At 63.2% G+C, this 25,377-nt stretch carries 22 protein-coding genes, 1 tRNA gene and 2 pseudogenes; 13 read left to right on the top strand and 12 right to left on the bottom strand.

Annotated features, from left to right (window positions below):
• Nucleotides 1–41: 41 nt before the first annotated feature.
• The 4 genes from DXT59_RS01735 to DXT59_RS01720 all read left to right on the top strand — a co-directional run bounded on the left by DXT59_RS01735 (nucleotide 42) and on the right by DXT59_RS01720 (nucleotide 4,407).
• The gene (locus tag DXT59_RS01735; protein ID WP_116135222.1) at nucleotides 42–1,250 is read left to right on the top strand and encodes a porin; all 1,209 of its coding nucleotides are present in this window, start codon (nucleotides 42–44) and stop codon (nucleotides 1,248–1,250) included.
• Nucleotides 1,251–1,461: 211 nt separating this feature from the next.
• A complete protein-coding gene (locus tag DXT59_RS01730) occupies nucleotides 1,462–2,454 on the top strand; it encodes a TRAP transporter substrate-binding protein (RefSeq protein WP_116135221.1) in 993 nt (330 codons plus the stop codon).
• A gap of 115 nt (nucleotides 2,455–2,569) precedes the next feature.
• Nucleotides 2,570–3,049 (top strand): TRAP transporter small permease, encoded by a 480-nt coding sequence (locus DXT59_RS01725; RefSeq protein WP_116135220.1) that lies wholly within the window; start codon nucleotides 2,570–2,572, stop codon nucleotides 3,047–3,049.
• 5 nt (nucleotides 3,050–3,054) lie between these two features.
• Complete coding sequence (locus DXT59_RS01720; protein ID WP_116135219.1) at nucleotides 3,055–4,407, top strand: TRAP transporter large permease; 1,353 nt, start codon at nucleotides 3,055–3,057, stop codon at nucleotides 4,405–4,407.
• A 65-nt stretch (nucleotides 4,408–4,472) separates the two neighbouring features.
• On the opposite strand, the gene DXT59_RS01715 is transcribed toward DXT59_RS01720, so the two are convergent.
• The 7 genes from DXT59_RS01715 to DXT59_RS01685 all read right to left on the bottom strand — a co-directional run bounded on the left by DXT59_RS01715 (nucleotide 4,473) and on the right by DXT59_RS01685 (nucleotide 11,345).
• Nucleotides 4,473–5,243, bottom strand: coding sequence for an HpcH/HpaI aldolase family protein (locus DXT59_RS01715; protein ID WP_116135218.1), 771 nt, complete (start codon nucleotides 5,241–5,243; stop codon nucleotides 4,473–4,475).
• Between the two features lie 33 nt (nucleotides 5,244–5,276).
• A complete protein-coding gene (locus tag DXT59_RS01710; protein ID WP_116135217.1) occupies nucleotides 5,277–6,089 on the bottom strand; it encodes an NAD-dependent epimerase/dehydratase family protein in 813 nt (270 codons plus the stop codon).
• A gap of 48 nt (nucleotides 6,090–6,137) precedes the next feature.
• Complete coding sequence (locus DXT59_RS01705; RefSeq protein ID WP_116135216.1) at nucleotides 6,138–7,445, bottom strand: MFS transporter; 1,308 nt, start codon at nucleotides 7,443–7,445, stop codon at nucleotides 6,138–6,140.
• A gap of 79 nt (nucleotides 7,446–7,524) precedes the next feature.
• Nucleotides 7,525–8,478, bottom strand: coding sequence for a 2-hydroxy-3-oxopropionate reductase (locus tag DXT59_RS01700; RefSeq protein WP_275895754.1), 954 nt, complete (start codon nucleotides 8,476–8,478; stop codon nucleotides 7,525–7,527).
• Nucleotides 8,471–9,247, bottom strand: a complete 777-nt coding sequence (gene hyi, locus DXT59_RS01695) for a hydroxypyruvate isomerase (RefSeq protein ID WP_116135214.1) — start codon at nucleotides 9,245–9,247, stop codon at nucleotides 8,471–8,473. Before hyi ends, DXT59_RS01700 begins: the two co-directional genes overlap by 8 nt.
• Nucleotides 9,248–9,548: 301 nt before the next feature.
• Nucleotides 9,549–10,238, bottom strand: a complete 690-nt coding sequence (locus tag DXT59_RS01690) for a FadR/GntR family transcriptional regulator (RefSeq protein ID WP_116135213.1) — start codon at nucleotides 10,236–10,238, stop codon at nucleotides 9,549–9,551.
• A gap of 153 nt (nucleotides 10,239–10,391) precedes the next feature.
• Nucleotides 10,392–11,345, bottom strand: a complete 954-nt coding sequence (locus DXT59_RS01685) for an SMP-30/gluconolactonase/LRE family protein (RefSeq protein ID WP_116135212.1) — start codon at nucleotides 11,343–11,345, stop codon at nucleotides 10,392–10,394.
• Between the two features lie 281 nt (nucleotides 11,346–11,626).
• On the opposite strand from DXT59_RS01685, the gene DXT59_RS01680 reads away from it, so the two are divergent.
• From DXT59_RS01680 to DXT59_RS01670, 3 genes are all read left to right on the top strand, one after another.
• Complete coding sequence (locus DXT59_RS01680) at nucleotides 11,627–13,807, top strand: TonB-dependent receptor (protein ID WP_116135211.1); 2,181 nt, start codon at nucleotides 11,627–11,629, stop codon at nucleotides 13,805–13,807.
• 333 nt (nucleotides 13,808–14,140) lie between these two features.
• Nucleotides 14,141–14,404: a hypothetical protein gene (locus DXT59_RS30410; RefSeq protein WP_162877902.1), complete on the top strand. Its 264-nt coding sequence runs from the start codon at nucleotides 14,141–14,143 to the stop codon at nucleotides 14,402–14,404.
• Nucleotides 14,371–15,957 carry a PepSY-associated TM helix domain-containing protein gene (locus tag DXT59_RS01670; protein WP_162877901.1) on the top strand — a complete coding sequence of 529 codons (1,587 nt, stop codon included), beginning with the start codon at nucleotides 14,371–14,373 and terminating at the stop codon, nucleotides 15,955–15,957. The genes DXT59_RS30410 and DXT59_RS01670 overlap by 34 nt, the downstream gene beginning before the upstream one ends.
• A gap of 43 nt (nucleotides 15,958–16,000) precedes the next feature.
• Here DXT59_RS01670 and DXT59_RS01665 read toward each other — a convergent pair whose 3' ends face one another.
• Nucleotides 16,001–16,435, bottom strand: coding sequence for a lysozyme inhibitor LprI family protein (locus DXT59_RS01665; RefSeq protein WP_205417358.1), 435 nt, complete (start codon nucleotides 16,433–16,435; stop codon nucleotides 16,001–16,003).
• A 152-nt stretch (nucleotides 16,436–16,587) separates the two neighbouring features.
• Between DXT59_RS01665 and DXT59_RS01660 the strand changes: the two genes are divergently transcribed.
• Nucleotides 16,588–17,775, top strand: coding sequence for a pyridoxal phosphate-dependent aminotransferase (locus DXT59_RS01660; RefSeq protein WP_116135207.1), 1,188 nt, complete (start codon nucleotides 16,588–16,590; stop codon nucleotides 17,773–17,775).
• A gap of 4 nt (nucleotides 17,776–17,779) precedes the next feature.
• Here DXT59_RS01660 and DXT59_RS30405 read toward each other — a convergent pair whose 3' ends face one another.
• On the bottom strand, nucleotides 17,780–18,217 hold the full coding sequence (locus tag DXT59_RS30405; protein WP_275895752.1) for a trypsin-like serine peptidase: 438 nt from the start codon (nucleotides 18,215–18,217) through the stop codon (nucleotides 17,780–17,782).
• A 90-nt stretch (nucleotides 18,218–18,307) separates the two neighbouring features.
• On the opposite strand from DXT59_RS30405, the pseudogene DXT59_RS01650 reads away from it, so the two are divergent.
• Nucleotides 18,308–18,775: pseudogene (locus DXT59_RS01650) on the top strand (DUF1016 N-terminal domain-containing protein); the annotation flags it as partial.
• A 180-nt stretch (nucleotides 18,776–18,955) separates the two neighbouring features.
• Here the strand turns inward: DXT59_RS01650 and DXT59_RS01645 are convergent.
• The 3 genes from DXT59_RS01645 to DXT59_RS01635 form a co-directional block, all read right to left on the bottom strand.
• A tRNA-Leu gene (locus tag DXT59_RS01645) sits at nucleotides 18,956–19,040 on the bottom strand.
• Between the two features lie 103 nt (nucleotides 19,041–19,143).
• A complete protein-coding gene (locus tag DXT59_RS01640; protein WP_116135205.1) occupies nucleotides 19,144–20,316 on the bottom strand; it encodes an ABC transporter substrate-binding protein in 1,173 nt (390 codons plus the stop codon).
• 81 nt (nucleotides 20,317–20,397) lie between these two features.
• Nucleotides 20,398–21,339, bottom strand: coding sequence for a CysB family HTH-type transcriptional regulator (locus DXT59_RS01635; protein ID WP_116135204.1), 942 nt, complete (start codon nucleotides 21,337–21,339; stop codon nucleotides 20,398–20,400).
• A gap of 205 nt (nucleotides 21,340–21,544) precedes the next feature.
• Between DXT59_RS01635 and DXT59_RS01630 the strand changes: the two genes are divergently transcribed.
• From DXT59_RS01630 to cysD, 4 genes and pseudogenes are all read left to right on the top strand, one after another.
• A complete protein-coding gene (locus DXT59_RS01630) occupies nucleotides 21,545–23,224 on the top strand; it encodes a nitrite/sulfite reductase (RefSeq protein ID WP_116135203.1) in 1,680 nt (559 codons plus the stop codon).
• Nucleotides 23,225–23,251: 27 nt separating this feature from the next.
• Nucleotides 23,252–23,788 carry a DUF934 domain-containing protein gene (locus tag DXT59_RS01625; protein WP_116135202.1) on the top strand — a complete coding sequence of 179 codons (537 nt, stop codon included), beginning with the start codon at nucleotides 23,252–23,254 and terminating at the stop codon, nucleotides 23,786–23,788.
• Nucleotides 23,785–24,552 carry a phosphoadenylyl-sulfate reductase gene (locus tag DXT59_RS01620; protein ID WP_116135201.1) on the top strand — a complete coding sequence of 256 codons (768 nt, stop codon included), beginning with the start codon at nucleotides 23,785–23,787 and terminating at the stop codon, nucleotides 24,550–24,552. The genes DXT59_RS01625 and DXT59_RS01620 overlap by 4 nt, the downstream gene beginning before the upstream one ends.
• Before the next feature lie 107 nt (nucleotides 24,553–24,659).
• A pseudogene (gene cysD / locus DXT59_RS01615) lies at nucleotides 24,660–25,377 on the top strand (sulfate adenylyltransferase subunit CysD); the annotation flags it as partial.

The following is a 25,377-nucleotide window of genomic DNA, read 5'->3' as shown; positions in this document are numbered from 1 at the left end:
CAAGCGCGCCGCGATAAATCCTACGTAGACCAGGAGACATAATGAAGCACTATAAACAAGTCACGATCACGCTCGCCGGCGCGGCGGCGGTGCTCGCGAGCGGCGGCGCATTCGCGCAATCGAGCGTCACCCTGTACGGTATCGTCGACACGGGCATCGGCTACCTGAGCAATCAAGCGCCCTCGACCGGCGCGACCTCGGGGGGCAAGTCCGTCGTGAAAATGCTGGAAGGGGTGTGGGGCGGCGAGCGCTTCGGCCTGACCGGCAGCGAGGACTTGGGCGGCGGCACGAAGGCGATCTTCAAGCTCGAAGAGGGCTTCAACGCGACCAACGGCACCATGGCCAAAAACGGCCTTGCGTTCAATCGAGCTTCGTGGGTGGGGCTCGATAACGCGAAGTTCGGTACGCTGACGGCCGGCCGTCAGTACACTTCGTATTACACGATGCTCTCTCCGTACAGCCCCACGACGTGGCTGACGGGTGCCTTCGGCACGCATCCGGGCGACCTCGATGCGCTCGACACCGACTATCGCGTAAACAACGCACTCGTATACACGTCGCCGTCGTTCGGCGGGCTCAAGGTGAGCGGTATGTACGCGCTCGGCGGCATCGCCGGAAGCTTCAATGCGGGCTCGACCTGGAGCGTGGCGGCGCAATATTTGATGGGACCCGCCGGTATCGCGGTGGGCTTCGTGCGCTTCAATAATGCGACGAACAACGGCGGCGCGTGGAACGCGAGCTCGACCGCCTACTCCGGCACGGGCGAGCAGGGCGCCTCCAGCGTCACGAACGGCTATCAAAACGCGGCGGCGCAGCAGCGCTTCGCGGTCACGGGCGGCTACAAGTTCAGCCCGCAATGGGATGTGTCTGCGTCGTATTCGAACGTCCAATACCTGCCCGGCATCAGCTCCGGCTTTACCGACAAAGCGATCTTCAACACGGGCGGCCTCGTGCTGCATTACCGTCCCGCCTCGGCCTGGGATCTCGCGGCCGGATACAGCTACACGCGAGCCACGACGGCCAACGGCATCCAAAACGCGGCGAGCTACCAACAGGTCAACCTGACGCAGCTCTACAGCTTGTCCAAGCGCACGCGCATCTATCTGCTCGAGGCATATCAACGCGCCAACGGCCAGACGCTGAGCACGAGCGGCAAGGCGGTAACGGCGACGGCGAGCATCGGCGAGCAATCGGCGGCGGCCACGCGTAGCCAGTTCGGCGCGACGCTCGGCATCAGCCACCAGTTCTGATCCGGCCGGTGACCCGGTGGGCGAAGCGAATCCGCCCCCCGGGTATGTCCTAGGCCGCAAGCGCATAACATGTAAATACAATTAGTACATTGTAAGACAACATAGGCTATTGAAATAAAGATGTCAGTCGCGGCCCCGCCCTCGCCCCGGTAAAGAAGGCGGACGGTGCGGGCACCTGCGCGACGATCCATATATTCGAGGAGATGACAAGATGAAACGCAAATTCGCCCTTTCCACGGTTGCGACGGCGATAGCCGCCTCGTGTCTCGCACTCGTGGCCGGGACGGCGCAGGCTCGCGTGTTCCGCACTGCGGACGTGCATAGCGATACGTTCCCGACCACGATGGCGCTCAAGTTCATGGGCGAGGAGATTTCGAAGGACACGGGCGGTAAGGACAGCGTCAAGGTATTCAGCAACAGCGCGCTCGGTTCCGAAAACGACACGATCGATCAGGTTCGTATCGGCGCCATCGATATGGTTCGCGCGAACGCCGCGGCGTTCAACGAGATCGTGCCCGAATCGATGATCCCGTCGTTGCCGTTCCTGTTCCGCGACGTCGATCATTTCCGCAAGGTCATGTACGGCCCGGTAGGCCAGAAGATTCTCGACGCGTTCGCAGCCAAGGGCATGGTGGCGCTCACGTTCTACGAGAGCGGCGCGCGATCGGTCTACGGCAAGAAGGCGATCCATTCGCCGGCCGACATGAAGGGCGTGAAGGTGCGCGTGCAGCCGTCCGATCTGATGGTCGACGAGATCAAGGCGATGGGCGGTACGCCCACGCCGATGCCGTTCTCCGAGGTCTACACGGGGCTGAAGACGGGTCTCGTCGATGCGGCCGAGAACAACATTCCTTCGTACGTCGAAACGAAGCATTACGAAGTCGCGCCAGTCTTCTCGGAGACGCAGCATTCGATGACGCCCGAAGTCGTGGTGTTTTCCAAGAAGATTTGGGACACGTTGACGCCCCAAGAGCAGCAGGCGATCCGCAAGGCCGCGGCCGATTCGGTGCCCTATTACGAGAAGCTTTGGGTGGCGAAAGAGGCCGACGGCGTGCAAACGGTCAAAAAGGCCGGCGTGACGATCGTGCCGGCTGCGCAAATCGATCGCGCTGCGTTCGTCAAAGCGATGCAGCCCGTGTGGGCCAAGTACGAGAAGACGCCGGCGATGAAGCAGATCGTCGACGAGATCGTCTCGACGAAGTAAGCGCCGCCCGCGCACGCTCAAATGCTTCAGCGCCGGCAGGCGCATCGCCGCCCCAACAGGCTTGCTCGCGAGACGAACCTAAGGGGCCGCCTTCTCTTGTATGAGAGATCGACCGATGAACTTCATCAAGCGACCGAGCGGCATCGTCGCTCTTCTAATCACGGTGCTCGCCTCGATTTGTCTGGCTGTGCTGTGCGCGCTCGTCATGTACAGCGTCGTCATGCGCTACGTCTTCGATAGCGCCCCCGACTACGTCGAACCGATCGGCTTGCTCATGGTGCTCATGGTGGCGTTCATGGGCGCGGCGCTCAAAGTGCGCGACGGCGGCCATATCGGCCTCGATTCGCTCGCCAAGGCCTTGCCGCCGCGCGCACGCGTCGCACTCGAGGCGCTGCAGCAGCTTTGCCTTGTTGCGTTTTCGCTGGCGGTTTGCTTCGGCACGAAGGAAATGGCGATAACGACCTTCGGCGACCAAATCCCGATTCTCGGCTTGCCCGAAGCCGTTCGCTACGCGATTCCGTTCGTCGCCAGCGCCTGCACCATTCTTTTCTCAATCGAGCGCTTGCTGGCGCTCTTTGCGCCAAAGCGGACGTGACTCAAATGGAACTCTTGATTCTGGTCGGCAGTTTTCTCGTTTTTCTCGTATTGGGCGTACCGGTTTCGTTCGCATTGGGCCTGTCGTGCGTATTGACCTATCTGCACGAGGGATTGCCGCTCGCCACCGCGATGCAGGCGATGGTGTCCGGTATCAACGCATTTTCGTTTCTCGCCGTGCCGTTTTTCATCCTGTCCGGCGAATTGATGCTGCACGGCGGCATCGCCGATCGCATCCTGCGCTTCGCGCAAGCGACGGTGGGCCACTTCCGCGGCGGCTTGGGGATGGCCAACGTCGTCGCCTGCACGCTGTTCGGCGGCGTCTCGGGCTCGCCCACCGCGGATACGTCGGCGATGGGCGGCGTCGTGATTCCGCTCATGAAGCGCGAGGGCTATAGCGCGGCCTATGCGGTCAACGTCACGACGCACGCCTCGCTCGCGGGCGCGCTGATGCCCACCTCGACCAACATGATCATCTACGCGCTTGCCGCCCAAGGGATCACCGGTATCGTCGAAGGTCATTCGGTCAACGGCGTCTCGATCGGCGACTTGCTGTTTTCGGGCTTGCTTCCGGTGCTATGGGTCATGGGCTTCGTGCTGCTCGCCGCCTATTGGCAGGCCGTGCGCTATCGCTTCCCGCGCCGCGCCGACGGCGGCTCCGATCTGCCGATTTTTCCCGGCTGGTTCGCGGTGGGCAAGTCGTTCGTCGGCGCGGTGCCGGGGCTGCTCGTCATCGTCATCATCTTGCTGTGCGTCGCCAAAGGCATCGCGACTGCGACCGAGGCCGCGGCGATCGCGGTGGCCTATTCGCTCCTGTTGACCTTTATCGTCTACCGGACGATGACGCTCAAGAAGCTTGCCTTCTCGCTCGCCCGTGCCACGCGCACGACCGGCGTCGTGCTGCTCCTGATCGGCGTCTCGAACATGCTGCGCTTCCAAATGGCGTACTTGGAGATTCCCGATGCGATCGAGCATCTGCTCGAGCACGCCACGACGGTGCCCTGGCTCATGCTGCTCTATATCAACATCATTCAGGTGTTCCTCGGCACGTTCGTCGATATGGCCGCGCACATTCTGATCACGACGCCGCTGTTCTTGCCGATGGCGATGCACTACGGCGTCGGCCCCGTGCAATTCGGGATCATGATCTTGCTCAACTGCTCGCTTGGGCTCGTGCATCCGCCGATCGGCTCCGTGCAATTCATCGGCTGCGCGATCGGTGACGTATCGATCGGCGAGACGACGAAGATCGCGTGGCCGTATTACCTCGCCATCTTCAGCGCGATCAATATCGTGACGTACTTCCCGTACTTCTCGACTTGGCTGCCGAGCCTTATCAACGCGCATCCCGTGTTCTGATCGCGCGAGGGGGCGCGTTAGACGTCATGGGCGGCGACCGAGGAGGGGCTCGCCCTCGTGACTGCTTAGCGATCGGGCTTGAAGCGTGCGGCGAGCTGCTCGGCGCCGCGCCCGAGAATGCCGATGTCCGAGCCCACGGCGGTGAATCGGCAGCCTAGTTCGATGTAGCGTCGCGCGAATGTCTCGTTCGGCGTCAGGATCCCCGCCGGCTTGCCGGCCGCGACGATGCGCCCGATCGTATCCTCGATCGTCGCCTGAACCTCGGGATGCGCGATCTCGCCCGGATGGCCGAGCGCCGCCGCAAGGTCGCCAGGGCCGACGAAGACGCCGTCGATGCCCTCGACGGCCGCGATCCGTTCGAGGTTCTCGAGGCCAAGCCGGCTTTCCACCTGCACGAGCACGCACAACTCGCGCGCGCAGTGCTTGGCGTAGTCGGCGATACGGCCAAAGCCGGAGCCGCGTGCCCCGGAGGCATAGCCCCGCACGCCATCGGGCGGGTAACGCGTGTACGCGACGGCATCGCGTGCCTGCGCTTCGGTTTCGACGTAAGGAATCAGGAGCGTTTGCACGCCGATATCGAGCAGACGTTTGATCGTCACCATGTCGTTCCACGGCGGGCGAACGACCGGATGCGTTGCGTAAGCGGCCATCGCCTGCAACTGGCTCAACACCATCGGCAACTCATTGGGTGCGTGCTCCATGTCGAGCACGAGCCAATCGAAGCCTGCACCAGCCAGCAACTCGACCGACATGTGACTCGCCAGGCTCGACCATAAGCCGATTTGCTGTTCACCCGCGGCGAGCGCGCGTTTGAAACGATTCTCAGGCAGTTTCATCGCTGGTTTCCGGTGACGTCGAGTGGGATGCGTTCAGCGCGGCTCGGCGGCGGACGCGGGCCGCGAGAAGTCGAAGCTCGCGAAGCTGCCGCCTTGGTAGCGCTGACCGACCGCGTCCATCTTATTGGGCTTCGCGAGGATTTCGGCCGCGTAGTCTTCGGCGTTTTGCACGGGGCGATAACCGAGCCGCTCGGCGCCCGAATTGTCCCAGTAGCTGCGCGTATTGGCCGATACGCCCCATACCACCTCGAAGCCGAGATCGGGGACCTCGATCGAACGCTCGATCAACTGCAAGAGATCGTCGAAACCGAGCCACGTGCTCAGATGCCGAAACTCCATGGGCTTTTCGACGCAACTGCCGATGCGGATGCAGACGCTTTCGATGCCGTGCTTGTCCCAGTATAGGCGAGCGAGACCTTCTCCCCACATCTTGCTGAGGCCGTAAAAGCCGTCGGGGCGGAAATCGCAATCGAGTTCAAGCTTCGATTCGACGGGATGCATGCCGATGGCATGATTCGAACTGGCGAAGACGATGCGTTTCGTCCCATGCCGGCGCGCGCCTTCATAGACTTCGACGAGCGCGCGCAGGTTGTTCTCGATGATCTCGGGCAGCGGACGCTCCACGCTCGTGCCCGCCATGTGAATCAGCACGTCGACGCCTTCGAGCAAACGGTCGACCACGGCGGCATCGCGCAAGTCGCCGTGCATGACGTCCTCGCCCTCTACGATCGGTTCAAGCGGCTTGGAGCCCGCCGCCGATCTCAGATTCACGCCGCGTTCCAACAGCGCTTTGCGCAACACGCGGCCCAATTGCCCAGCGGCGCCGGTCAATGCAACTTTCTTCACGATACAAGTCCTTGTCGAAGGGGCTTCAATGAGGGGTTCGCTCGCGGCTCACGCGCTTAGCGCGCCGCGGACATCGAGAGGCTCGGGACGCGGTCCCGGCGGCTCGCTCGGCACGATCAGCTTCCACGCAAGCACGGCGCCAATCACGTCGAACAGCATCAGACAGACGAACAGCGGGTTGTAGCCGACCGTGCCGGCAAGCGCGCCGACCACGAGCGAGAACACCGTCGCGCCGAAATAGCCGAGCATGCCGGACAGTCCCGTTGCGCTCGCCACTTCGTGCTGACCGAAGACATCCGAGGCCAGCGTGAAAAGCGCGCCCGAGAGTGCCTGATGGGCGAGGGTGCCGACACAGAACAGGGCGATGGCGGCGTACGGGCTCGCGGCAAGACCGACGCAAGCGGGACCTGCCATGAGCACGGCGCCCGTCACGATCACGAGCTTGCGCGAGGTGACGAGCGATACCCTGAAACGGCGCATGAAAAAAGGCGCCAAATAGCCGCCGGCGAGACTGCCGAGATCGGCCGCGAGAAACGGCATCCATGCGAATAGGGCGATCTCTTTCAGGTCCATGTGGCGCACGGTGACCATGTACAGCGGGATCCAAGCGCCGAATGTTTGCCAGGCCGGTTCCGCCAGCATGCGGGCGAGGCCGATGCCCCAGAAGCGCCGCGTGCCGACGATGGCGCGCCACGACGGACGTCCGCTCGCATCGGTTCGCCGATTTTGCATTTGACCTTGGCGAATGTAGTCCAATTCGGCGGCGCCAAGCTTCGGGTGATCCTGCGGCGAACGGAAGAAGACGAGCCACAATGCGACCCAGATCAACGCCGTGCCGCCCGTGACGACGAAAGCCATCCGCCAGTCGTATTTGACGATGCAATAGACGACGAGCGGCGGCGCGAGCATGGCGCCCATCGAGGTGCCCGTGTTGAGCCAGCCGGCGGCGATGGAGCGTTCGTTGGCCGGGAACCATTGACTGATCGTCTTCATACCCGCCGGGAAGATTGCCGCCTCGCTCACACCGAGCATCGCGCGAAACGTTGCGAGCGCGGGCCAACTCATCGCGAGTCCGTGCAGCATGTTCGAGATCGCCCAGGCGAACGCGAAAATCGCAAAACCGATTTTCAGACCGACGAGATCGATGACGAACCCGGCGACGGGCTGAGCGAGCGCATAGGCGGCTTGGAACGCTGTGACGATATACGAATACTGCTGCGTGGACAGATGGAGCTTTTCAATGAGCGTCGGCGCGGCGACGGCGAGCGAGCTGCGGGCAAGATAGTTGAAGATCGTGCCGAGCACGAGCAGCGCGACGATCCACCACCGCAATCCTTTGATCGGACGATGTTGCATGTTTGTCTCCTGATTGCGCCTTATGCGTCTTGCCGTGCGCGGGCGATCGGCGCTGCTCCGCGTTTGGGCTCGGTGGCGGCTACGCCGTCGCGTCGCTCGTTCGCGCCGGCTGCTCGGGCGAGAAGTGCGCCAACTGTTCGAGCGCACGTACGATCGCGCTGTGGTCCCAACCGCCGCCGCCCTGGGCGGCGCATGCGCTGAACAACTGCTGCGTGCCGGCGGTGTTGGGCAGCGCCAAGGCAAGGCTACGCGCGCTGTCGAGCGCGAGATTCAAATCCTTCTGATGCAACTCGATCCGAAAGCCTGGCTCGAACGTGCGCTTGATCATTCGCTCGCCGTGCACTTCGAGCACGCGGGAGGAGGCGAAGCCGCCCATCAGCGCCTCGCGCACTTTGGCCGGATCGGCGCCCGCTTTCGCCGCGAACGTCAACGCTTCAGCGACGGCTTCGATCGTCAGCGCGACGATGATTTGATTGGCCACCTTCGCGGTTTGACCGTCGCCGTTGCCGCCGACGAGCGTTACGTTGCGCCCCATGAGATCGAACAGCGGCTTAGCGCGCGCGAACGCCTGTTGCGTACCGCCCACCATGATCGTCAGCGTCGCCGCTTTCGCGCCGACCTCGCCGCCCGAGACGGGCGCATCGAGGTAATCGCAGCCGAGCGCCTCGATGCGGCGCGCGAATTCGCGCGTGGCAAGCGGCGAGATCGAACTCATATCGATAACGAGCTTGCCCGGTGCAAGCCCGGCGGCCACACCGCGTTCGCCGAAGAGCACCTTCTCCACGTCGGGCGTATCGGGGAGCATCATGATGACGATGTCGGCTGCTTCGGCCACGGCTTGCGCGTGCTCGCACGCGCGTGCGCCATCCGCGGTCAATTCGATCGGCACTTGGCTGCGCGTATGCGCGAAGAGTTCGTGCCCGCCTTTCAAGAGGTTGCGGGCCATGGGTGCGCCCATGATGCCCAAGCCGATAAAGCCGACCTTGCTCATCTGTGTGTCCTCGCGTGAGCGCTCGTGCGCTCGGTCAGAGATAATCCGCGGCCCAGTGCAGGCCCGCGGCCGTCGTCGTGGCGGGCTTGTATTCGCAGCCGATCCATCCCTCGTAGCCGAGCTTCTCGATATGGGCGAACAGGAACGGGTAGTTGATCTCGCCGGTGCCCGGTTCATGGCGGCCGGGGTTGTCCGCGAGCTGCATGTGCGCGATCTTCGGCAAGTGCCGTTCGATGGTGGCGGCAAGCTCGCCCTCCATCCGCTGCATGTGATAGACGTCGTATTGCAGAAACAGGTTTTCGCTCCCGCTTGCTTCGATCAACTCGAGCGCTTGTTGCGAACGACTGACGTAAAAGCCCGGGATATCGTAGGTATTGATCGGTTCGATCAAAAGGCGGATGCCGGCATCGGCCAATGCTTGGGCGGCGAACTTCACGTTGGCGACAAACGTTTCGCGAATCGTCTCGGGCGCCGCGCCGGCAGGCGCGATGCCGGCCAATACGTTCAACTGCTTGCAGCCCAACGCGTGCGCGTATTCGATCGCCGTACCCACGCCGTCTTGAAACTCTCCGATACGATCGGGTAGGCAGGCGATGCCGCGTTCGCCGCCGGCCCAATCGCCTGCCGGCAAGTTGTGCAGCACTTGGGTGAGACCGTGCGCATGGAGCGCCTCGGCGAGCCGATGTTTATCGTAGGCGTAAGGAAACAAAAATTCGACGCCTTTGAAACCGGCATTGGCCGCGAGGGCGAAGCGGTCCATAAAATCCACCTCGCCGAACAGCATCGTGAGGTTCGCGCAGAGTTTCGTCATCGTGTGTCTCGTGGGGCGGGCGGGAGATTCCGGTCGCTTGCGGCGCAAAGCGTGGAGTGCGGCGTATCAAAAGCGCGCATCGATCTTGAGCGGAGCGGGCCGACCTCCCGATCATGTAAGACATCGTGCGGCATGTTGCCGCAAGTTGTCAAGCAAATCACGGTGAGCTCGGTAATTTCCCTAGGTGGCCGCAGGGGTCAGGGGGGGGTGAGGCGAGGAAGACAGAGGCGGCTCGCCGAACCGCCAGGGGCGCCCCTACTTTTTTTCGCACGGCGGGGTCCGCTGCGCGCGGAGGTTCGGCTTACGAGCCGAACATGCGGCTCAACGCGTGTTCCAGGTGATCGCGCATGGCGCGCGTCGCGCGTTGGGGATCGCGTTCCTCGATGGCTTGCAGTACCTCGAGATGCTCTTGCTGCACGACGCGCTGCCGTTCGATCGATTTCACGAGCGAGAGATTGCGCGATAGGTTCATGCTGAAGACCATCTGCTCTTGAATCGCCGACAACCCGGCCACGAAAAATTGGTTTTTGGAGGCTCGGGCGACGGCAAGGTGAAACGCGAAGTCGTCTTTGGCGCCGATGCCCGACGTTTCAACGATCGTCTGCAAGTTGTCCCATTCGCGGCGGATCGCGGCAATATCGTCTTCGTCGGCTTTTTCGGCGGCGAGCGCGGCGGCGCCCGATTCGATGACGACGCGATACTCATAGCAGCGCCGAATGTCCGACAGCGTTTCGAGCGGTGCGAACCGGCGCACGTCCGGATCGGGGCGGCGCACGACGGTCGTGCCCGAGCCATGGCGCGTCTCGATGATCCCATCCGCGCGCAGTTGCGCGAGCGCCTCGCGCACGGTCGGACGCGAGGTCGCGAAACGTTCGGCCAGCGCGTGCTCGGTCGGCAACCGCTCCCCTTCCTTGTATTCGCCGTCGATGATTCGGTTGAGGATGTCGCTGTAAATGCGCGCCGGCATACGCGGCGCTTTTTGCTCGGCCATGTGGGGCGTGGTGGGATGAGTTGTCATGTGTATGGCCGATTGTAAGTCACGGCAAGTCGTAAATCATAGCGTGCCGCTCGATGGGGCCGTATTCGTGCGCGAATGAATGTGCGTTCCGAGCCGCATCGCAGCCGCTGGCGTGGGAGCCGTTCGTTATAGCGTCCCCGCGAATTCGGGCTCCGGCAAGCCGCGCACGCCGGGATGCAGCGCCAAGACGTAACCGTCGTGTTCGCCTACGGAAGGCGGGCAAATGGTCGTCACGAATAGCGTATCGAGACGGTCGCCGCCGAAAGCGCACATTGCCGGCTTCGCGGCCGGCAAAGCGATTTCGCGGTCGAGCCGTCCACCGGGCGTGAAGCGAAGAAGCAGGCCGGCGTCGTTCGCGCAGGTCCAATAGCAGCCGTCCGCGTCGATGGCCGCGCCGTCCGGGCGGCCCGCGTAGTCGTGCAAATCGGCGAACACGCGCCGGTTCGTCGGCAAGCCGTCATCGACGTCGTAGTCAAACGCCCAAATGAGCCGGCTCGAGGCATGTGAATCGGATAAGTACATCGTGCGCCCGTCGGGCGACCAAGCCAGGCCGTTTTGCGTGCAAAGACCCGTGACGACCGGCGCGGAAAGCCCCGATGACTGACTGTACCGATAGAGCTTGCCGGCGGGATGAGGCTCGGCGGTGTCTTGCACCATCGTGCCGGCCCAGAACCGGCCCTGACGATCGCAACGCCCGTCGTTGAAGCGCATGCGCTCGGCCTCGTGCGTAACGGATGCGAGGCGCCGCAGCGTCGCAGCGCCGACGTGTCCGTCCGAGCTTTCTTCATCGTGCGCAGGGGCTTCGCACTCGTGCAGTTCAACGGCGAATAACCCCGTCTCGAGCGCGGCCAGTACGGTGCCGGCGCGGTCGAACGCGATGCAGCCCACGCGCTCGGGCAATGTCCACTGCGTGCGGCGAGCGCGGGCGAGCTCGTAGCGGATGATCGTTTGCGCCGGTATGTCCACCCAGTACAGCGCGCGTTCCGAGGCCCGCCAAACGGGACTTTCCCCGACGGCGCAACGCCGCGGGTGCCGTTGCTCCAGGCGATAGGGTTGCGCCGGGCTCGTGTCGTCGGTCATGGCTAGTCCGTTGCGTGCGAGGCGATATTAGCGCGCGCTGCATCGATCGCCTCGATTCAATTTCGTGCAATTGTTGTTATACAACATGGATATTGTCAATCATGCGTGCGCCGGAGAGGCAAAATCGCGGCACCGGCGCGCCGGCGTGAACGGATTGTGTCGTTTCACAAATGAGAATAGCAATGGTTCGCATTTGTATTTATCATTCGCTCTATCTCAAAATTCGCGACGTCCCAACGCGGGCGGTGGCCTCAACAAGTTTCGTTGTCCGTTAAATAACTATGTCGATTCGTTCTCGGGGTGTGGTTCGCGGTGTCGTGCGCAGGCGCCGGCTTCTTCCTATCTCTGTCGCCGGAGCCGTGCTCGCGACAGTGACCGGCCAGGTCGCGGCGCAAGCCGATGCCTCGGCCGCGTTGCCGACCATTACGATCAAAGACAAAGCACAGGCATTGCCTGGCGACTACGCACCGGCCTTTGCCGGCGGACAGGTCGCGCGAGGTGCCGAGTACGGCGTACTCGGCCGGCAGGCGAACCTCGATATGCCGTTCACCGTTACGAGCTATACGTCGCGGCTGATCGAGCAGCAACAGGCGCGCACGCTCGCCGATGTGATCGCGAACGATCCGGCCGTGCGCAGCGCGTTCGGCTTCGGCAATTTCTCGCAAACGTTCGTCGTGCGCGGGTTTCCGCTGCAAGGCGACGATATTTCGATGAACGGCTTGTACGGCATCGTGCCGCGTCAGCTCGTGATGACCGAAGCCCTCGAACGGGTGGATGTCTTCCGAGGAGCGAATTCGTTCGTCGGCGGGGTGCCGCCCGCGAGTTCCGGCGTGGGAGGCGGCATCGATCTTCAACTGAAGCGGGCCGACGACAAACCGCTTACGAGGCTGACGCTGGAAGGGACCGCCTCCGGCGAAGTGGGCGCGCACGTCGATGTCGGCCGGCGCTTCGGCGATCGCGATCAATTCGGCATTCGAGTCAATTCGGCCGCCCACGGCGGCGAGACCTCGATCGACGGCGAACATCGGCGGGATGCGATGACATCGGTGTCGCTCGATTACCGCGGCGAGAAGCTGCGGCTGTACGGCGATTTCGTCTATCAGCGCGAGCGCATCACGGACGGACGCTCGGTCGTCTACGTGCGGGGCGACACGATTCCCGCCGTGCCTTCCGCGAGCTACAACTACACGCAGGCATGGAACAACAGCACGCTCGAGGACACGCTTGCGATGGCCCGAGCCGAATACGACTTCCTGCCGGGCTGGACGGCGTACCTGAGCGCCGGGTTGCATCACGACAACGAAAGCGGACAATACGAATCGCCCACCTTCGTTTCGCCCACCTCAACCTCGGGCTATCGGCTCGGCGTGCCTTACAAAGCGGACGGCCTAGCCGGCGAGGCGGGCGTGCGCGGCGCGTTTGCCACCGGCGCGGTGACGCACAGGCTCAGCGCGGGCGTTTCGGTGTCGCATTTGGATACGTATAGCGCCTACGACATGTCGGGGACCTTCCCGACGAGCCTGTACGACACCGTGCAAGTACCGCAGCCGGCCGGCATATTCTCGGGCGGCAATTTGGCCGATCCGGGATTGGTCAGCACGACGTTGATGCGCAGCGCTGCCGTCGCGGACACGCTCGGGCTGTTGAACGATCGCGTGTTGTTCACGCTAGGCGCCCGCTATCAAAAGCTGCACGTGACCGATTACGACTACACGGGGGCGTCGACCTCCGTCTACGATCGCTCCGCCACGACGCCCGTGTTCGGACTCGTGGTCAAACCGTGGCGGCATCTCTCGTTCTACTTGAATCGTACGGAAGCGTTGTCGCAAGGCGGGCAGGCGCCTTCGACGGCGCTTAATGCGAATCAAATGCTCGCGCCGTACCATGCGCGCCAAGTCGAGGCGGGCGTGAAGTACGACGCCGAGCGCTACGGCGCGTCCTTCGCCGTCTATCAGATCAACCAGCCTTCGGCCTATGTCGATCCGGCGACGCAAATTTACGGGACGAACGGCGATCAACGCCATCGCGGCATCGAAGTGTCGATGTTCGGCGAGCCGGTCAAGGGCGTACGGCTCATTGCCGGGGGAACGCTGATCGACGCGACGTTGCGCGGCACGGCGGGTGGAATCAATGATGGCAATCGGCCGATCGGCGTGCCGCGCTATATGTTCACGTTCAACGGCGAGTGGGATGTTCCGGGGCTGACAGGCTTCACGCTGATGGGCCGCGCCACCTATACCAGCACGCAATACCTCGACGTGGCCAACCGGCTGTCGATCGCGCCGTGGACGCGTTTCGACGTGGGCGCGCGTTATCGCCGCAAGGTGTTCGGTCATGAGACGGAGCTTCGCGCGATGGTGCTCAACGTCGGCAATCACGCTTATTGGAGTTCGACGCTCGGCGGCTATCTGACGCAAGGGGCGCCGCGCACGGCGATGTTCTCGCTCTCGACCGATTTCTGAGCGTTGCGTCGGGACTTCGAACGTTTATGGCGAGCTATACCGGGAAGCATCGAACATGAGCGATTGCATTGCGTTCGCCGCTAGCGTCGGCGCGGCCGCGCTCGCGTGGCGCGCGTCGCCGTCGGGTCCGTCCAATGGGACCCTACACCGCCGTCGGAGCGCCGGCGCCGCTGTTGGGTTCGCCTTCGCCGCGGCCGAGCAGTGGGTCGGGACGTATGGTTGGGTCCCGGGTTTGTGCGTGGCATGCGTCTCGATCGGTGCGAGTTGCAGCGTAATGCCGTTCGCCGTCGAGGCCGCTCGGCGCATGCGTGCGCGAGTGCGAGGAGGGCGCGCGTGCCGCTGCGCTTCTTGATCGTATCGATGGCGGCGCTGCCGTTCTCGGTCGCGCTATGCGCCGCATTCGCCCTGCTGCTGCCGGGCGGCTGGCGGCACTGGGCGATCGGCGCGATGGCGCTGTCGATACCGGTGTGGATCGGCATGGCGTCGTGGTGGCTCGCCGTTGCTGCGCGACGCCGCCTCGCCATCTATCTGGCCGGCGGCAACCTCGCCGCGTTCGCGCTTCTATGTTGCGCGAAATTGATCGGCTCGGCGATTTGACGATGAAAGCGCAAACGCTGCGGGCCTATCAATGGGTGCATACGTGGACGGGCATCGTCGCCGGTCTTGCACTCTTCGTCGCGTTTCTCGCCGGCGCGCTGACGATGTTTCAAGACAATATCGCTTGTTGGGAGCGTCCCGAGGCGCGCCATCTGCAACCATCGGATAAGGATGTCGACCGCTTGGTTGCGTCGGTGCTGGCCGCGCATCCATCCGCTGCCGCCCGGCTCGGCGTGATGTGGCCGAGCGCCGCCATGCCCGATCCGACGGCGTTTTGGTTCGAACAGGGCCGCTGGCGTTTCGCGGCGCTGGACCGGCGGTCGGGGCCGGCTCGCGCCTCTGCTTCCGGGCTGGTGTTGCTCGACACGCCAAGACTCTCCGTATTCCTCAACAGACTTCACTACGCGCTTGCGGTGCCGCCTTTCGGCATGTACCTGATGGGTGCGGTGTCGATTGCCTTCGGCTTTGCAATGCTGAGCGGCTTGTTCTTGCACTGGCCGCGATTGGCGAAGGATATTTTCGCGCTGCGGCCCGGCCCGAATCGCAAGCGATTTTGGCAGGACGCGCACAATGCGCTCGGCCTTTTTGCGTTGCCGTTCTACGCGATGATTGCCGTCACCGGCGCGTTCATGTGTTTAACCACGGTGATCGCTTTCATCTTTAACGTGGCGTTCGGGCATCAACTCGCGGCGGCGTTGCCTGACATGTGGTCTCCCAGCGCCGTCTTCGCCCCTGCTTCGCAGGCGCGAGCCAACCTGGCGCCGGTAGATGCGGCCGGCCTTCTCGCGGCCGCGCGGCACGAAGTACCCGGTCTCGAACCGGAGTGGGTCACGTTCGTCGATTATGGGAAGCCGACGGGTACGGCCGAGGTGTGGGGCAACGTCCCGAAAGCCCTCGGTACGCGCGGCGCCGTCGAGTTGCGGTTGACGAGCGGCGTCGTAACAGGGCGTCAGTACGCGGGTATGCGGGATGCGAACCATGCGATCGGCAGTGCGATGTATGGGCTTCACTTCGGCACTTATGGTGGGCTTGCGTTGCGATGGATCTACTTTGCGGTGGGTCTTGGCGGCGCGGCGATGGTGTTCACGGGCAACCTGATGTGGCTCGAGGCACGGCGCAGGCGTCAGGCGGCAATGCAGCCGCTTGCCATGCGCAACATGGCGCGCGCGACGGTGGGCGTTTGCGTGGGGACCTGCGTCGGGATTGCCGTCGCGTTCGTCGGAGCGCGGCTCGTGTCGAGCCTCAAAGCGGATTGCGTCTTCGGCGTGGCGTTCGCGCTTAGTCTCGTTCATTGCGCGTGGCGCGCGCCGATTCTCGCCGCGCGCGATTTGCTGGGCTTCGCAGCCGTTGCATGCGTGGGCATTGTATTGGCGGATGTCGTGATGGACGCCGATGGCATGATGATCTCGATCAAGCAGCATGATTGGGCACTGCTAGGGATCGATGCCGTCGCATTGGGCGCGGCGGTGCTGTTCTCGTATGGTGCGCGCGTCACGCATTTGCGCGCAACTCGCGGCAGCGCAAGCGGCGTTTGGGCCGGAATCGCTGCATGAGCGCGCACTGACTTGCCGCGAGCCGGCTCCTCATGGACGCTCATCATCCTCCGTTCGAGGCGACGATCGTTTCCAGAAGATTGGCTTGATCGACGAGCGACCTGAGCAGGAAGTTCGAGCTGACGAGATAGACGACCTGGCCGTTTGTTCCGCCTGCCTCTTGCAGTAGCTCGTAGGTGCTATCCCGCCACTGCACCCAAGCTTTTTGTGCGGCGTTTAGCTTTGCGATCTCCTGAGGATTGCTCTTCCATAGTTTCACGAGCTTGCCGTATGCCGCGTTGATCCGCTTCTTCTGAACCTTGACTTCCTCAGCGTCGCAGTTCGAATCGGCCGTTTGGTCGTAGAACGTCGTGGGTCCGGCCTTGTCGAGGCACGCGTAATACTGAGGGGAATAGGGTCGAGGCTCGGCGCCGCTATCTTTAGCATGCGCCGAGATGCAGGCCAGCAGCATCGAAATCGTGAGGAGCTTGTTCATCATGTCGTCGTTGGTCGTGTAAGTGGCCGGCGAACTGCCGCGCAGCGTCTCCCGCGGCTTTCGCCTCCGATTCGGAATGGCATGCGAATATATGCCATCCAAACCCGGGATCGAGCACTTGCGCAATCGCTCGATCGAGACAGACCAAGACGCCCATGACCGACAGCACCCCTTACCCTGTTCAAGCCCGAGCCGCGATTCAACATCTTGCCGGGTCTTTCATTCGAGAAGTGGCCAATAGCGGCATGGGCCGGCCGGACGTTTTGCCGTTCTGGTTCGGCGAATCCGATACGGCGACGGCCGAATTCATCCGCGATGAGGCAGCGCGCTCGCTGGCGCAGGGCGAGACGTTCTACTCGCAGAACCTCGGGCGGCCGTACCTGCGGGAGCGGATCGCGGCCTATCTCTCCGGTTTGCACGGGCGGGCGGTCGGTTCGGAGCGCATTGCCGTAGTGAGTTCGGGCGTGACCGGTCTCCTGATTGCGTCGGAACTCTTGTTATCGCCGCAAGATCGCGTCGTCGCCGTCACGCCGCTATGGCCCAACATTTGTGAAATCCCCAAGATTTTGAGCGCGCGGGTCGAGCGCGTTTCGTTGCGCGTGAGCGATGGCCGATGGACGCTCGATCTCGAGCGGCTATTGAGCGCGCTGACGCCGGGCACGCGTGCGTTGATCGTCAATTCGCCGAACAACCCGACGGGGTGGACGATCGACGAGCACAGCGTGCAAGCGATCGTGGCTCATTGCCGCAAGCATGGCATTTGGATCATCTGCGACGATGTCTACGAGCGATTGGTGTACGACGAGCGGCAGCGCTCGGCCCCATCGTTTCTCGCGCACTACGAGCAAGGGGACCGGATTATTTCGGTCAACAGCTTTTCGAAGGCCTGGTCGATGACGGGCTGGCGCGCCGGATGGATGGTCGTGCCCGACGAACTCACGGCGGATTTGGGCAAGCTCGTCGAGTACAACTTCTCGTGCGTGTTCGAGCCCGTGCAACGCGCGGCTGCGATCGCGTTGGAGCACGGCGAGCCGGAAGTGGCACGTCTCAGGTCACGCTTGTCGCACACCCGGGCACTGCTCTCGCAGGCGTTGCAATCCTTGCCCGGTGTACAAGTTCCCGAAGCGGGCGGTGCGATGTACGTCTTTTTTCGCATCGCCGGCTTGGACGATTCGCTTGGCCTCGCCAAGAGGCTCGTGAGCGAGGCCGGGCTCGGCCTCGCGCCCGGCTCGGCCTTCGGCCCCGAAGGCGACGGCTGGCTGCGGTGGTGTCACGCCGTCAGCGTCGATAGCAAGTTGCTCGATGGAGTCGATCGTCTGTCGCGCTTCCTTGCGCGCGTATGAACCGTCAGTTCTGCCCGTTCAACGGGACGAGGAAGTCCCTCGATGGGCCGCCATACGTGCCCGCGGCCTGAATGAATGTCGCGGTGGCTCTCGTGATCAACGGCGCGACCTTGACTTCGGTGACTTCGGTTTGCGCCTCGTTCAGCGATCTACCGCGATGGATGGCATAGACCTCTCCCGTTTTCGGATTGAATACCGGTGCGCCGCTTACGCCGGGCGCCGTGTCGTGCACATACGCAAGGACGTGATCGCGGATGTTGACGCCGGCGTGGGGGTAGGTGTCGCTGCACATGACATAACCCCCTGGGTATCCCGCCACCGTCGATTCCGTCGGCAGATCGGACTCCTGTGCGATGCCCTTGAGTTTCATCGTGGGGGCGTTGGTCAACGGTTGTTGCAATCGAAGCACGGCGATGTCCCACGATGCGTCGTTGCTGGTCACGAACGGCAGCGGGAAAAAGGCCTGCGCCGCCGGGCAGCCGTTTCCGGTGGGCGCGCTCGGGTTGCTGTAGCCGGGATAGACGCTGATGGCGGCTGCCGCGTACGCGGGTTTGAAGAGCAACTGATAGAGCGGCTGGCGAGCGACCTGACCCAGCGATTCGGTCGAGGGTTCAGTCGCCAGAACTTGCAGCAGATGCGGTCGTTTTTCCTGACCTGGCCAATTCGCCAGACGGTGTCTGGCGAATTGGCCTCAGCCTCATTGGAGGGCAGCGCCCTCGAGGAGCAGGTGCGCCCCTGGAGGCTTGATGAGTTGGCACAGGTGTTCGCTCTACCGTGGTCGACCTATGCGCGGCTACTGTCGGTCAAGGACGACCACGCTCTCCGGTTCTACGAGGCCGAAGCCTTGCGCGGAGGATGGAGCGTGCGCCAGCTTGACCGGCAGATCAACAGTCAGTTTTACGAGCGTACGGCGCTGTCGAAGAACAAGGCGACGATGCTAGTCAAGGGCGCCGTGCCGAAATCGATCGACGTTGCCGCACCCGGCGATGCCATCAAGGATGGCGGCAAATTACCGGATGGTCTTGCCGGATGCGGATCTGCTGCAAAAGGAACTGGAGAACACGCGCCGACTGATCGAATCTCGCGGAACGCCTCCCCGAAAGATGCACAAGCGATAGCACAAGCATTGGACCAAAAAAAGCCCCGCTAGACTGGAATCTAGCGGGGTTTCCTGAATCCTTGGTGCCCAGGGCCGGACTCGAACCGGCACGCCTTGCGGCGGGGGATTTTGAGTCCCCTGCGTCTACCTGTTTCACCACCTGGGCTTTCGCCGGCACGAGCGCGCACCGGACAGAAGAGAGCGATTATGGCGGAATTCGTCTCGCCTGACAAGCGGTTCGCAAACCGATTGCTGAACCCGCCGCTCGCTTACTGACTCACGTAGACGAACTTCCCACCTTTGATCGCCCCCATCACGCTAGCGCGCTGGTCGAGCCCGACGTGATCGCCCGCGCTCGTGTTGACGACGCCGTTCGGGACGACGAGTTCGTGCGTTTGCTCGAGTGCGGTGCGCAACGCCGAGCGGAACGCTTCGGTGCCCGGCTGCGCCGTCTTCAGCGCGCGTGCGACCGCGTCGTTCAAACGCGGATAGACGCCCGCCGCGTCGCCGGCGAACTGCGTGACGCTGCCCGCGCCGAACGTCGCCTCGTAGGCATCCACGAAGGCGAGCGCCGCCTTCTTCGAAGGGTGATCGCCCGGCAGCGTGCGTGCGACCACGACGGGCTGCGTCGGGAACAGCGTGCCCTCCACGTCCTTGCCGCCGAGCTTGATGAAGGCCGGCGTGGCGATGCCGTGAGTCTGGTAGATCGGGCCTTTGAACCCTCGCTGCACGAGTTCGCGCTGCGGCAGCACGGCCGGCGTGCCGGCGCCCGCGACGAGCATGGCGTCGGGTCTGGCTTCAATCAACTTGAGAACCTGTCCCGTCACGCTCGAATCGGTGCGGTTATACCGCTCGGTTGCGACGATCGAGATGCGACGCAGCTTGGCGAACGTCGAGAACTCTTTGAGCCAACTGTCGCCGTAGCTGTCGGCAAAACCGATGAAGCCGACCGTCTTCACGCCGTGGTTCGACATATAGCGCGTCATGACATCGGCCATCGCGCTATCGGTCTGCGCCATCTTGAACGCCCACACGCGCGGACCCGTTTGCGGTTCGACGACGCTGCCCGAGCCGATCAACGTGATCATCGGCGTATGCGACTCGGCCACGGGATCGAGCGCGGCCAGTGCGGCCGGCGTGATGTTCGGACCGACGATGACGTCCACATGATCTTCGTGGATCAGCTTGTTGATGTTGCGCACGGCCGCGCCCGGGTCGGAGCCGTCGTCGAGGAAGATGTATTGAGCCGGTTGCCCGGCGATCGTCTTCGGCCACATCGTCATCGCGTTCTTGCTCGTGATGCCGATGACGGCGGCCGGCCCGGTTGAGGACAAATCGATGCCGACTTTGATGTCGGCCCGCGCCGGGGCGGTCTGTGCCGCGCTAACGAGCGCGAAAGCGGCCAGCGCGAACGCGCGGCGCAAGTGTGCGGACAACGCCATGCAAAGGTCTCCTGAAGGTCTGGGCTGCGTAAAGAAAAGTATGAAGGAGGCGATGGCTCGATTGCCGTCGGCCCGGCCCGTTTATAGCTCGTAGCTGTCGTGCTCGCCCTTGAGCGCCTGCTCGATCAGCTTTCTGTTCAGCGTCGGCGAGAGCAGCTCCACGAGCGTATAGACGTAGCTGCGCAGATAGGCGCCTTGCTTGAGCGCGACGCGCGTCAAGTTGCTACCGAACAAATGACCCACGGGCATCGCGCGTAAATTCCGGTCGCGCTCGGCATTGAACGCGATGTCGGCCATGATGCCCACCCCGAGCCCCAGTTCGACATACGTCTTGATGACGTCGGCGTCGATCGCCTCGAGCACGATATCGGGCGCGAGCGCGCGCAGGGAAAACGCCTGGTCGATCTTGGAGCGCCCGGCGAACGCATTGTCGTACGTGATCAGCGGGTACTGCGCGAGATCTTCGAGCGACAGTTGCTTGCGCTGCAGCAGCGGATGCTCGGGCGGCATGATCGCCACGTGGTGCCACTGAAAGCACGGCAACGAGACCAATTCCTTGTATGACGAAATTGCCTCGGTCGCGACGGCAAGGTCGGCCTGATCGTGCATGACCATTTCCGCCACCTGGGTGGGGCTGCCTTGCAGGATCGAGAGGTGCACCTTGGGGAACCGCTTCTTGAACTCGGCGATCGCGCCGGGCAGCGAGTAGCGCGCCTGCGTATGCGTGGCGGCGATAACGAGGTTGCCCTGATCCTGCGCCGCGAAGTCCTTGCCGACGCGCTTTAGGCTCTCCACCTCCTGCAAGATCCGCTCGACGGAGGCGAGGATGATCCGCCCGGGCTCGGTCAGCGAGCGCACGCGCTTGCCGTGCCGAGTGAAGATCTCGACCCCCAATTCGTCCTCGAGCTCGATGATCGCTTTCGAGACACCCGGCTGGGACGTATACAGCGCCTTCGCGGCTTCGGTCAGATTGAACTTCTGGCGGACGGCCTCGCGGACGAACCTAAATTGGTGCAGGTTCATTTATAACCCTATCGACATAAGGAAAGAATTTTTTAGTCGTTTGAAATATAAGGGCAGTTTATTACGATCGACCCACGTTTTTCAATATGCATAGCTGTTTTCGTCATTAGCGCATGACGAGCCGGTCTGAACCAAGGCTCGCCGTATGCATCGATAGCGATTTGGACGCCGCGCGATGCCGCGCGACACTAACCAGAGGTCCCGCATGTACCAATACGATCAGTACGACCAGACCATCGTCGACGAGCGTGTCGCGCAGTACCGCGACCAAGTCCGCCGCCGCTTGTCGGGCGAATTGAGCGAGGACGAGTTCCGTCCGTTGCGGCTGCAGAACGGCCTGTACATGCAGCGTCACGCCTACATGCACCGCATCGCGATCCCTTACGGCAACTTGCGCAGCGATCAATTGCGCATGCTGGCCCATATCGCGCGCAAGTACGATCGCGGCTACGGTCACTTCTCGACGCGCACGAACATCCAGTACAACTGGATCAAGCTCGAGGACACGCCCGACCTGCTGGCCGATCTGGCGTCGGTGCAGATGCACGGCATCCAAACGTCGGGCAACGACATTCGTAACATCACGGCCGATCAGTTCGCGGGCGTGGCGCCCGACGAGATCGTCGATCCGCGTCCTTGGGCCGAAATCCTGCGCCAATGGTCGACGTTCCATCCCGAATTTAGCTGGCTGCCGCGTAAGTTCAAGATCGCCGTATCGGGATCGAAGGAAGACCGCGTCGCGGTACAGATCCACGATCTCGGGGTGTATCTCTCGAAGAACGAAGCGGGCGAAGTCGTTTGCGCGATTCTGGCCGGCGGCGGGCTCGGCCGCACGCCGATCATCGGCTCCGTGATTCGCGAGAATCTTCCCTGGCAGCATCTGTTGACGTACTGCGAGGCCGTGTTGCGCGTGTACAACCGCTTCGGCCGCCGCGACAACATGTACAAGGCGCGTATCAAGATTCTGGTGAAGGCGCTCGGCCCCGAGAAGTTCGCGCAGCAAGTCGAGGAGGAGTGGCAGCATTTGAAGGACGGCCCCTCGACGCTCACGCAAGCCGAATACGAGCGCGTCGCCCGTCATTTCACGCCTCCCGCCTACGAAAAGCTCTCCGATACGGATGCAACGTTCGAAAAGCACCTGCTCGAGAACCGCGCGTTCGCACGCTGGATCGAGCGCAATTTGCGCCCGCACCGGGTCCCCGGTTACGCGGCGGTCACGCTCTCGCTGAAACCGCCCAAGGGCGCGCCCGGCGACGCGACGGCCGAGCAGATGGAAGCGGTGGCCGACTGGGCCGATCAATATTCGTTCGGCGAGATTCGCGTGTCGCACGAGCAAAATCTCATTCTCGCGGACGTGCGCAAGCGCGACTTGTTCGCATTATGGGAGCTGGCGAAGAGCCAAGGTTTCGCCACGCCCAACATCGGTTTGCTGACCGATATCATTGCTTGCCCGGGCGGCGATTTCTGCTCGCTGGCCAATGCCAAGTCGCTGCCGATCGCGCAGTCGATCCAGGACCGTTTCGACGATCTCGACTACGTCTACGACCTGGGCGACCTGTCGTTGAATATCTCGGGCTGCATCAACTCGTGCGGTCACCATCACGTCGGCAACATCGGCATTCTCGGCGTGGATAAGGACGGCTCGGAGTGGTACCAGGTAACGCTCGGCGGCGAGCAGGGCACGGGTGCGACCGGTGCGCGTCTGGGCCGTGTGATCGGGCCGTCGTTCGCGGCGGAGGAAATGCCAGATGTCATGACGAAGGTGATCGACACGTTCATCGAGCATCGTATCGACGGCGAACGCTTCATCGACACCTACAATCGAATCGGCGTCGCGCCGTTCAAGGAACGCGTCTACGCGTCGCGCCAGCCGGCTCACGCATAATTTCGGGCGACTCAGGGATATTTGCAGATGACTTCGATTATCAAGAATCGCTCGGTGGTACAAGACGACTGGACGGTGGTGCGCGCGCTCGAAGACGGCACGCTGCCGGCCGTCGATGCGTTGCCCGCGGGCCGCATTCTCATTCCGTTCGCGCTGTGGAAGCAGGCGCGCGAGGCGCTCGTCGCCGCCCGCCAGCGCGATGCGCTCGGCGTGTGGCTCGCGCCCGACGACGAACCAGCCGATTTGGCCGCCGATTTCGACAAGATTTCGCTGATCGGCGTCGATTTTCCTGTGTTCCGCGACGGCCGCGGCTACAGCACGGCGCGCCTGCTGCGCGAGCGCTACGGTTGGACGGGCGAGTTGCGCGCGATCGGCGACGTGCTGCGCGATCACCTGAATTTCATGGCGCGCTGCGGTTTCGACGCGTTCGCCGTGCGAGCCGACAAGGACATCCACGATGCGCTGCGCGCGTTCGAGGAATTCACGGTCAAGTACCAGGGTGCGTTCGACACGCCGCAGCCCTTGTTCCGTCGGCGCGGCGAGGCCGAGGCGGAGCGCGCATGAGCCAAGACCGTACGCCTGCCGCCGCCGTCGTCGATGCGGCGCTCGAAGCGAAGTTCGAGCGTTTGCACGCCTTCATCGACGAAATCGCGCAGCGCCACGCGCGCATCAAGCTGGCCAGCAGCTTGGCGGCGGAAGACATGGTGCTGACGCATGCCATTTTGTCGCGCAAAGCGCCGATCGGCATTTTTTCGCTCAACACGGGGCGCCTGCATGCGGAAACGGTCGGCATGATCGATCGCGTTCGCGAACGGTACGACTACGAGATCGAGCAGTTTCACCCGCAAGCCGAGGCCGCCGAGGACTACGCGAAGACGCATGGTCTCAACGCATTCTATGAAAGCGTCGAGCTGCGCAAGCGGTGCTGCGAGATCCGCAAGGTCGAGCCGTTGAATCGCGCGCTCGCGGGCGTGGACGCCTGGGTCACGGGCCAGCGCCGTGAGCAATCCGTGACGCGCACCGAGCTGCACGAGCAAGAGCACGATGCGGCCCGCGACATCGCAAAATACAACCCGCTGGCGGATTGGACCGAAGGCGAGGTATGGGCTTATCTGAAGCGATTCGACGTGCCCGTCAACCCGCTGCATGCGCGCGGCTATCCGAGTATCGGCTGCGAGCCTTGTACGCGCGCCGTGCGGCCCGGCGAGGACAGCCGCGCCGGCCGCTGGTGGTGGGAGTCGCGCGATTCGAAAGAATGCGGTCTGCACGTCACCACCTCGGCCATCCAATTCGCGCCGGGCGGGGCATCGAAGCAGGCTTCGGCTTGACGCCCCGGCGACACCGGCGTTACGTGAAGTATCCCAACGATGTGACGGCGGCCCGGCGCTAAGCGGCGCCAGGCGGCACACGGGCAAACGATAGGAAACCGTCAAACATGAGCACGATTCTCGAACCTTCCGCGACGACCCCGCTCAAGGTCAGCGCAACCCGCATGGACCATCTCGACTGGCTCGAGGCGGAATCGATTCACATCCTGCGCGAGCTCGTGGCCGAATGCAGCAAGCCGGCGCTGCTGTTTTCGGGCGGCAAGGATTCGGTCGTCGTGCTGCATCTGGCGCTCAAGGCGTTCGGCCTGGGCGCTCAACGCAAGACGACGCTGCCGTTCCCGCTCGTGCACATCGACACGGGGCACAACTATCCGGAAGTGATCGATTTCCGCGATCGCCGCGCGGCCGAGATCGGCGCCGAACTCGTCGTCGGTCACGTGGAGGATTCGATCAAGCGCGGCACGGTGCGGCTGCGCCGCGAAACCGATTCGCGCAACGCCGCGCAAGCGGTGACGCTGCTCGAGACGATCGAGCAGCACGGCTTCACGCGAAACCGATTCGCGCAACGCCGCGCAAGCGGTGACGCTGCTCGAGACGATCGAGCAGCACGGCTTCACGGCGATGATCGGCGGGGCGCGCCGCGACGAAGAGAAGGCGCGCGCCAAGGAGCGCATCTTCTCGTTCCGCGACGAATTCGGTCAGTGGGACCCCAAGGCGCAGCGTCCGGAATTGTGGAGTCTGTATAACGCGCGTTTGCACAACGGCGAGCACCTGCGCGTGTTCCCGATCTCGAACTGGACCGAACTGGACGTGTGGCAGTACATC

This window comes from Trinickia diaoshuihuensis, from assembly GCF_003390925.1.
In the GTDB taxonomy this organism is placed as follows: Bacteria; Pseudomonadota; Gammaproteobacteria; order Burkholderiales; family Burkholderiaceae; genus Trinickia; species Trinickia diaoshuihuensis.
This window is presented reverse-complemented; position numbering and strand designations above follow the sequence as displayed.

Bases quoted from the DNA above. Each gene is read 5' to 3' on its own strand.
- DXT59_RS01735 (WP_116135222.1), top strand. From the start codon at position 42: ATGAAGCACTATAAACAAGTCACGATCACGCTCGCCGGCGCGGCGGCG.
- DXT59_RS01730 (WP_116135221.1), top strand. From the start codon at position 1,462: ATGAAACGCAAATTCGCCCTTTCCACGGTTGCGACGGCGATAGCCGCC.
- DXT59_RS01725 (WP_116135220.1), top strand. From the start codon at position 2,570: ATGAACTTCATCAAGCGACCGAGCGGCATCGTCGCTCTTCTAATCACG.
- DXT59_RS01720 (WP_116135219.1), top strand. From the start codon at position 3,055: ATGGAACTCTTGATTCTGGTCGGCAGTTTTCTCGTTTTTCTCGTATTG.
- DXT59_RS01715 (WP_116135218.1), bottom strand. From the start codon at position 5,243: ATGAAACTGCCTGAGAATCGTTTCAAACGCGCGCTCGCCGCGGGTGAA.
- DXT59_RS01705 (WP_116135216.1), bottom strand. From the start codon at position 7,445: ATGCAACATCGTCCGATCAAAGGATTGCGGTGGTGGATCGTCGCGCTG.
- hyi (WP_116135214.1), bottom strand. From the start codon at position 9,247: ATGACGAAACTCTGCGCGAACCTCACGATGCTGTTCGGCGAGGTGGAT.
- DXT59_RS01690 (WP_116135213.1), bottom strand. From the start codon at position 10,238: ATGGCCGAGCAAAAAGCGCCGCGTATGCCGGCGCGCATTTACAGCGAC.
- DXT59_RS01685 (WP_116135212.1), bottom strand. From the start codon at position 11,345: ATGACCGACGACACGAGCCCGGCGCAACCCTATCGCCTGGAGCAACGG.
- DXT59_RS01680 (WP_116135211.1), top strand. From the start codon at position 11,627: ATGTCGATTCGTTCTCGGGGTGTGGTTCGCGGTGTCGTGCGCAGGCGC.
- DXT59_RS01670 (WP_162877901.1), top strand. From the start codon at position 14,371: ATGTTGCGCGAAATTGATCGGCTCGGCGATTTGACGATGAAAGCGCAA.
- DXT59_RS01665 (WP_205417358.1), bottom strand. From the start codon at position 16,435: ATGATGAACAAGCTCCTCACGATTTCGATGCTGCTGGCCTGCATCTCG.
- DXT59_RS01660 (WP_116135207.1), top strand. From the start codon at position 16,588: ATGACCGACAGCACCCCTTACCCTGTTCAAGCCCGAGCCGCGATTCAA.
- DXT59_RS01640 (WP_116135205.1), bottom strand. From the start codon at position 20,316: ATGGCGTTGTCCGCACACTTGCGCCGCGCGTTCGCGCTGGCCGCTTTC.
- DXT59_RS01635 (WP_116135204.1), bottom strand. From the start codon at position 21,339: ATGAACCTGCACCAATTTAGGTTCGTCCGCGAGGCCGTCCGCCAGAAG.
- DXT59_RS01630 (WP_116135203.1), top strand. From the start codon at position 21,545: ATGTACCAATACGATCAGTACGACCAGACCATCGTCGACGAGCGTGTC.
- DXT59_RS01625 (WP_116135202.1), top strand. From the start codon at position 23,252: ATGACTTCGATTATCAAGAATCGCTCGGTGGTACAAGACGACTGGACG.
- DXT59_RS01620 (WP_116135201.1), top strand. From the start codon at position 23,785: ATGAGCCAAGACCGTACGCCTGCCGCCGCCGTCGTCGATGCGGCGCTC.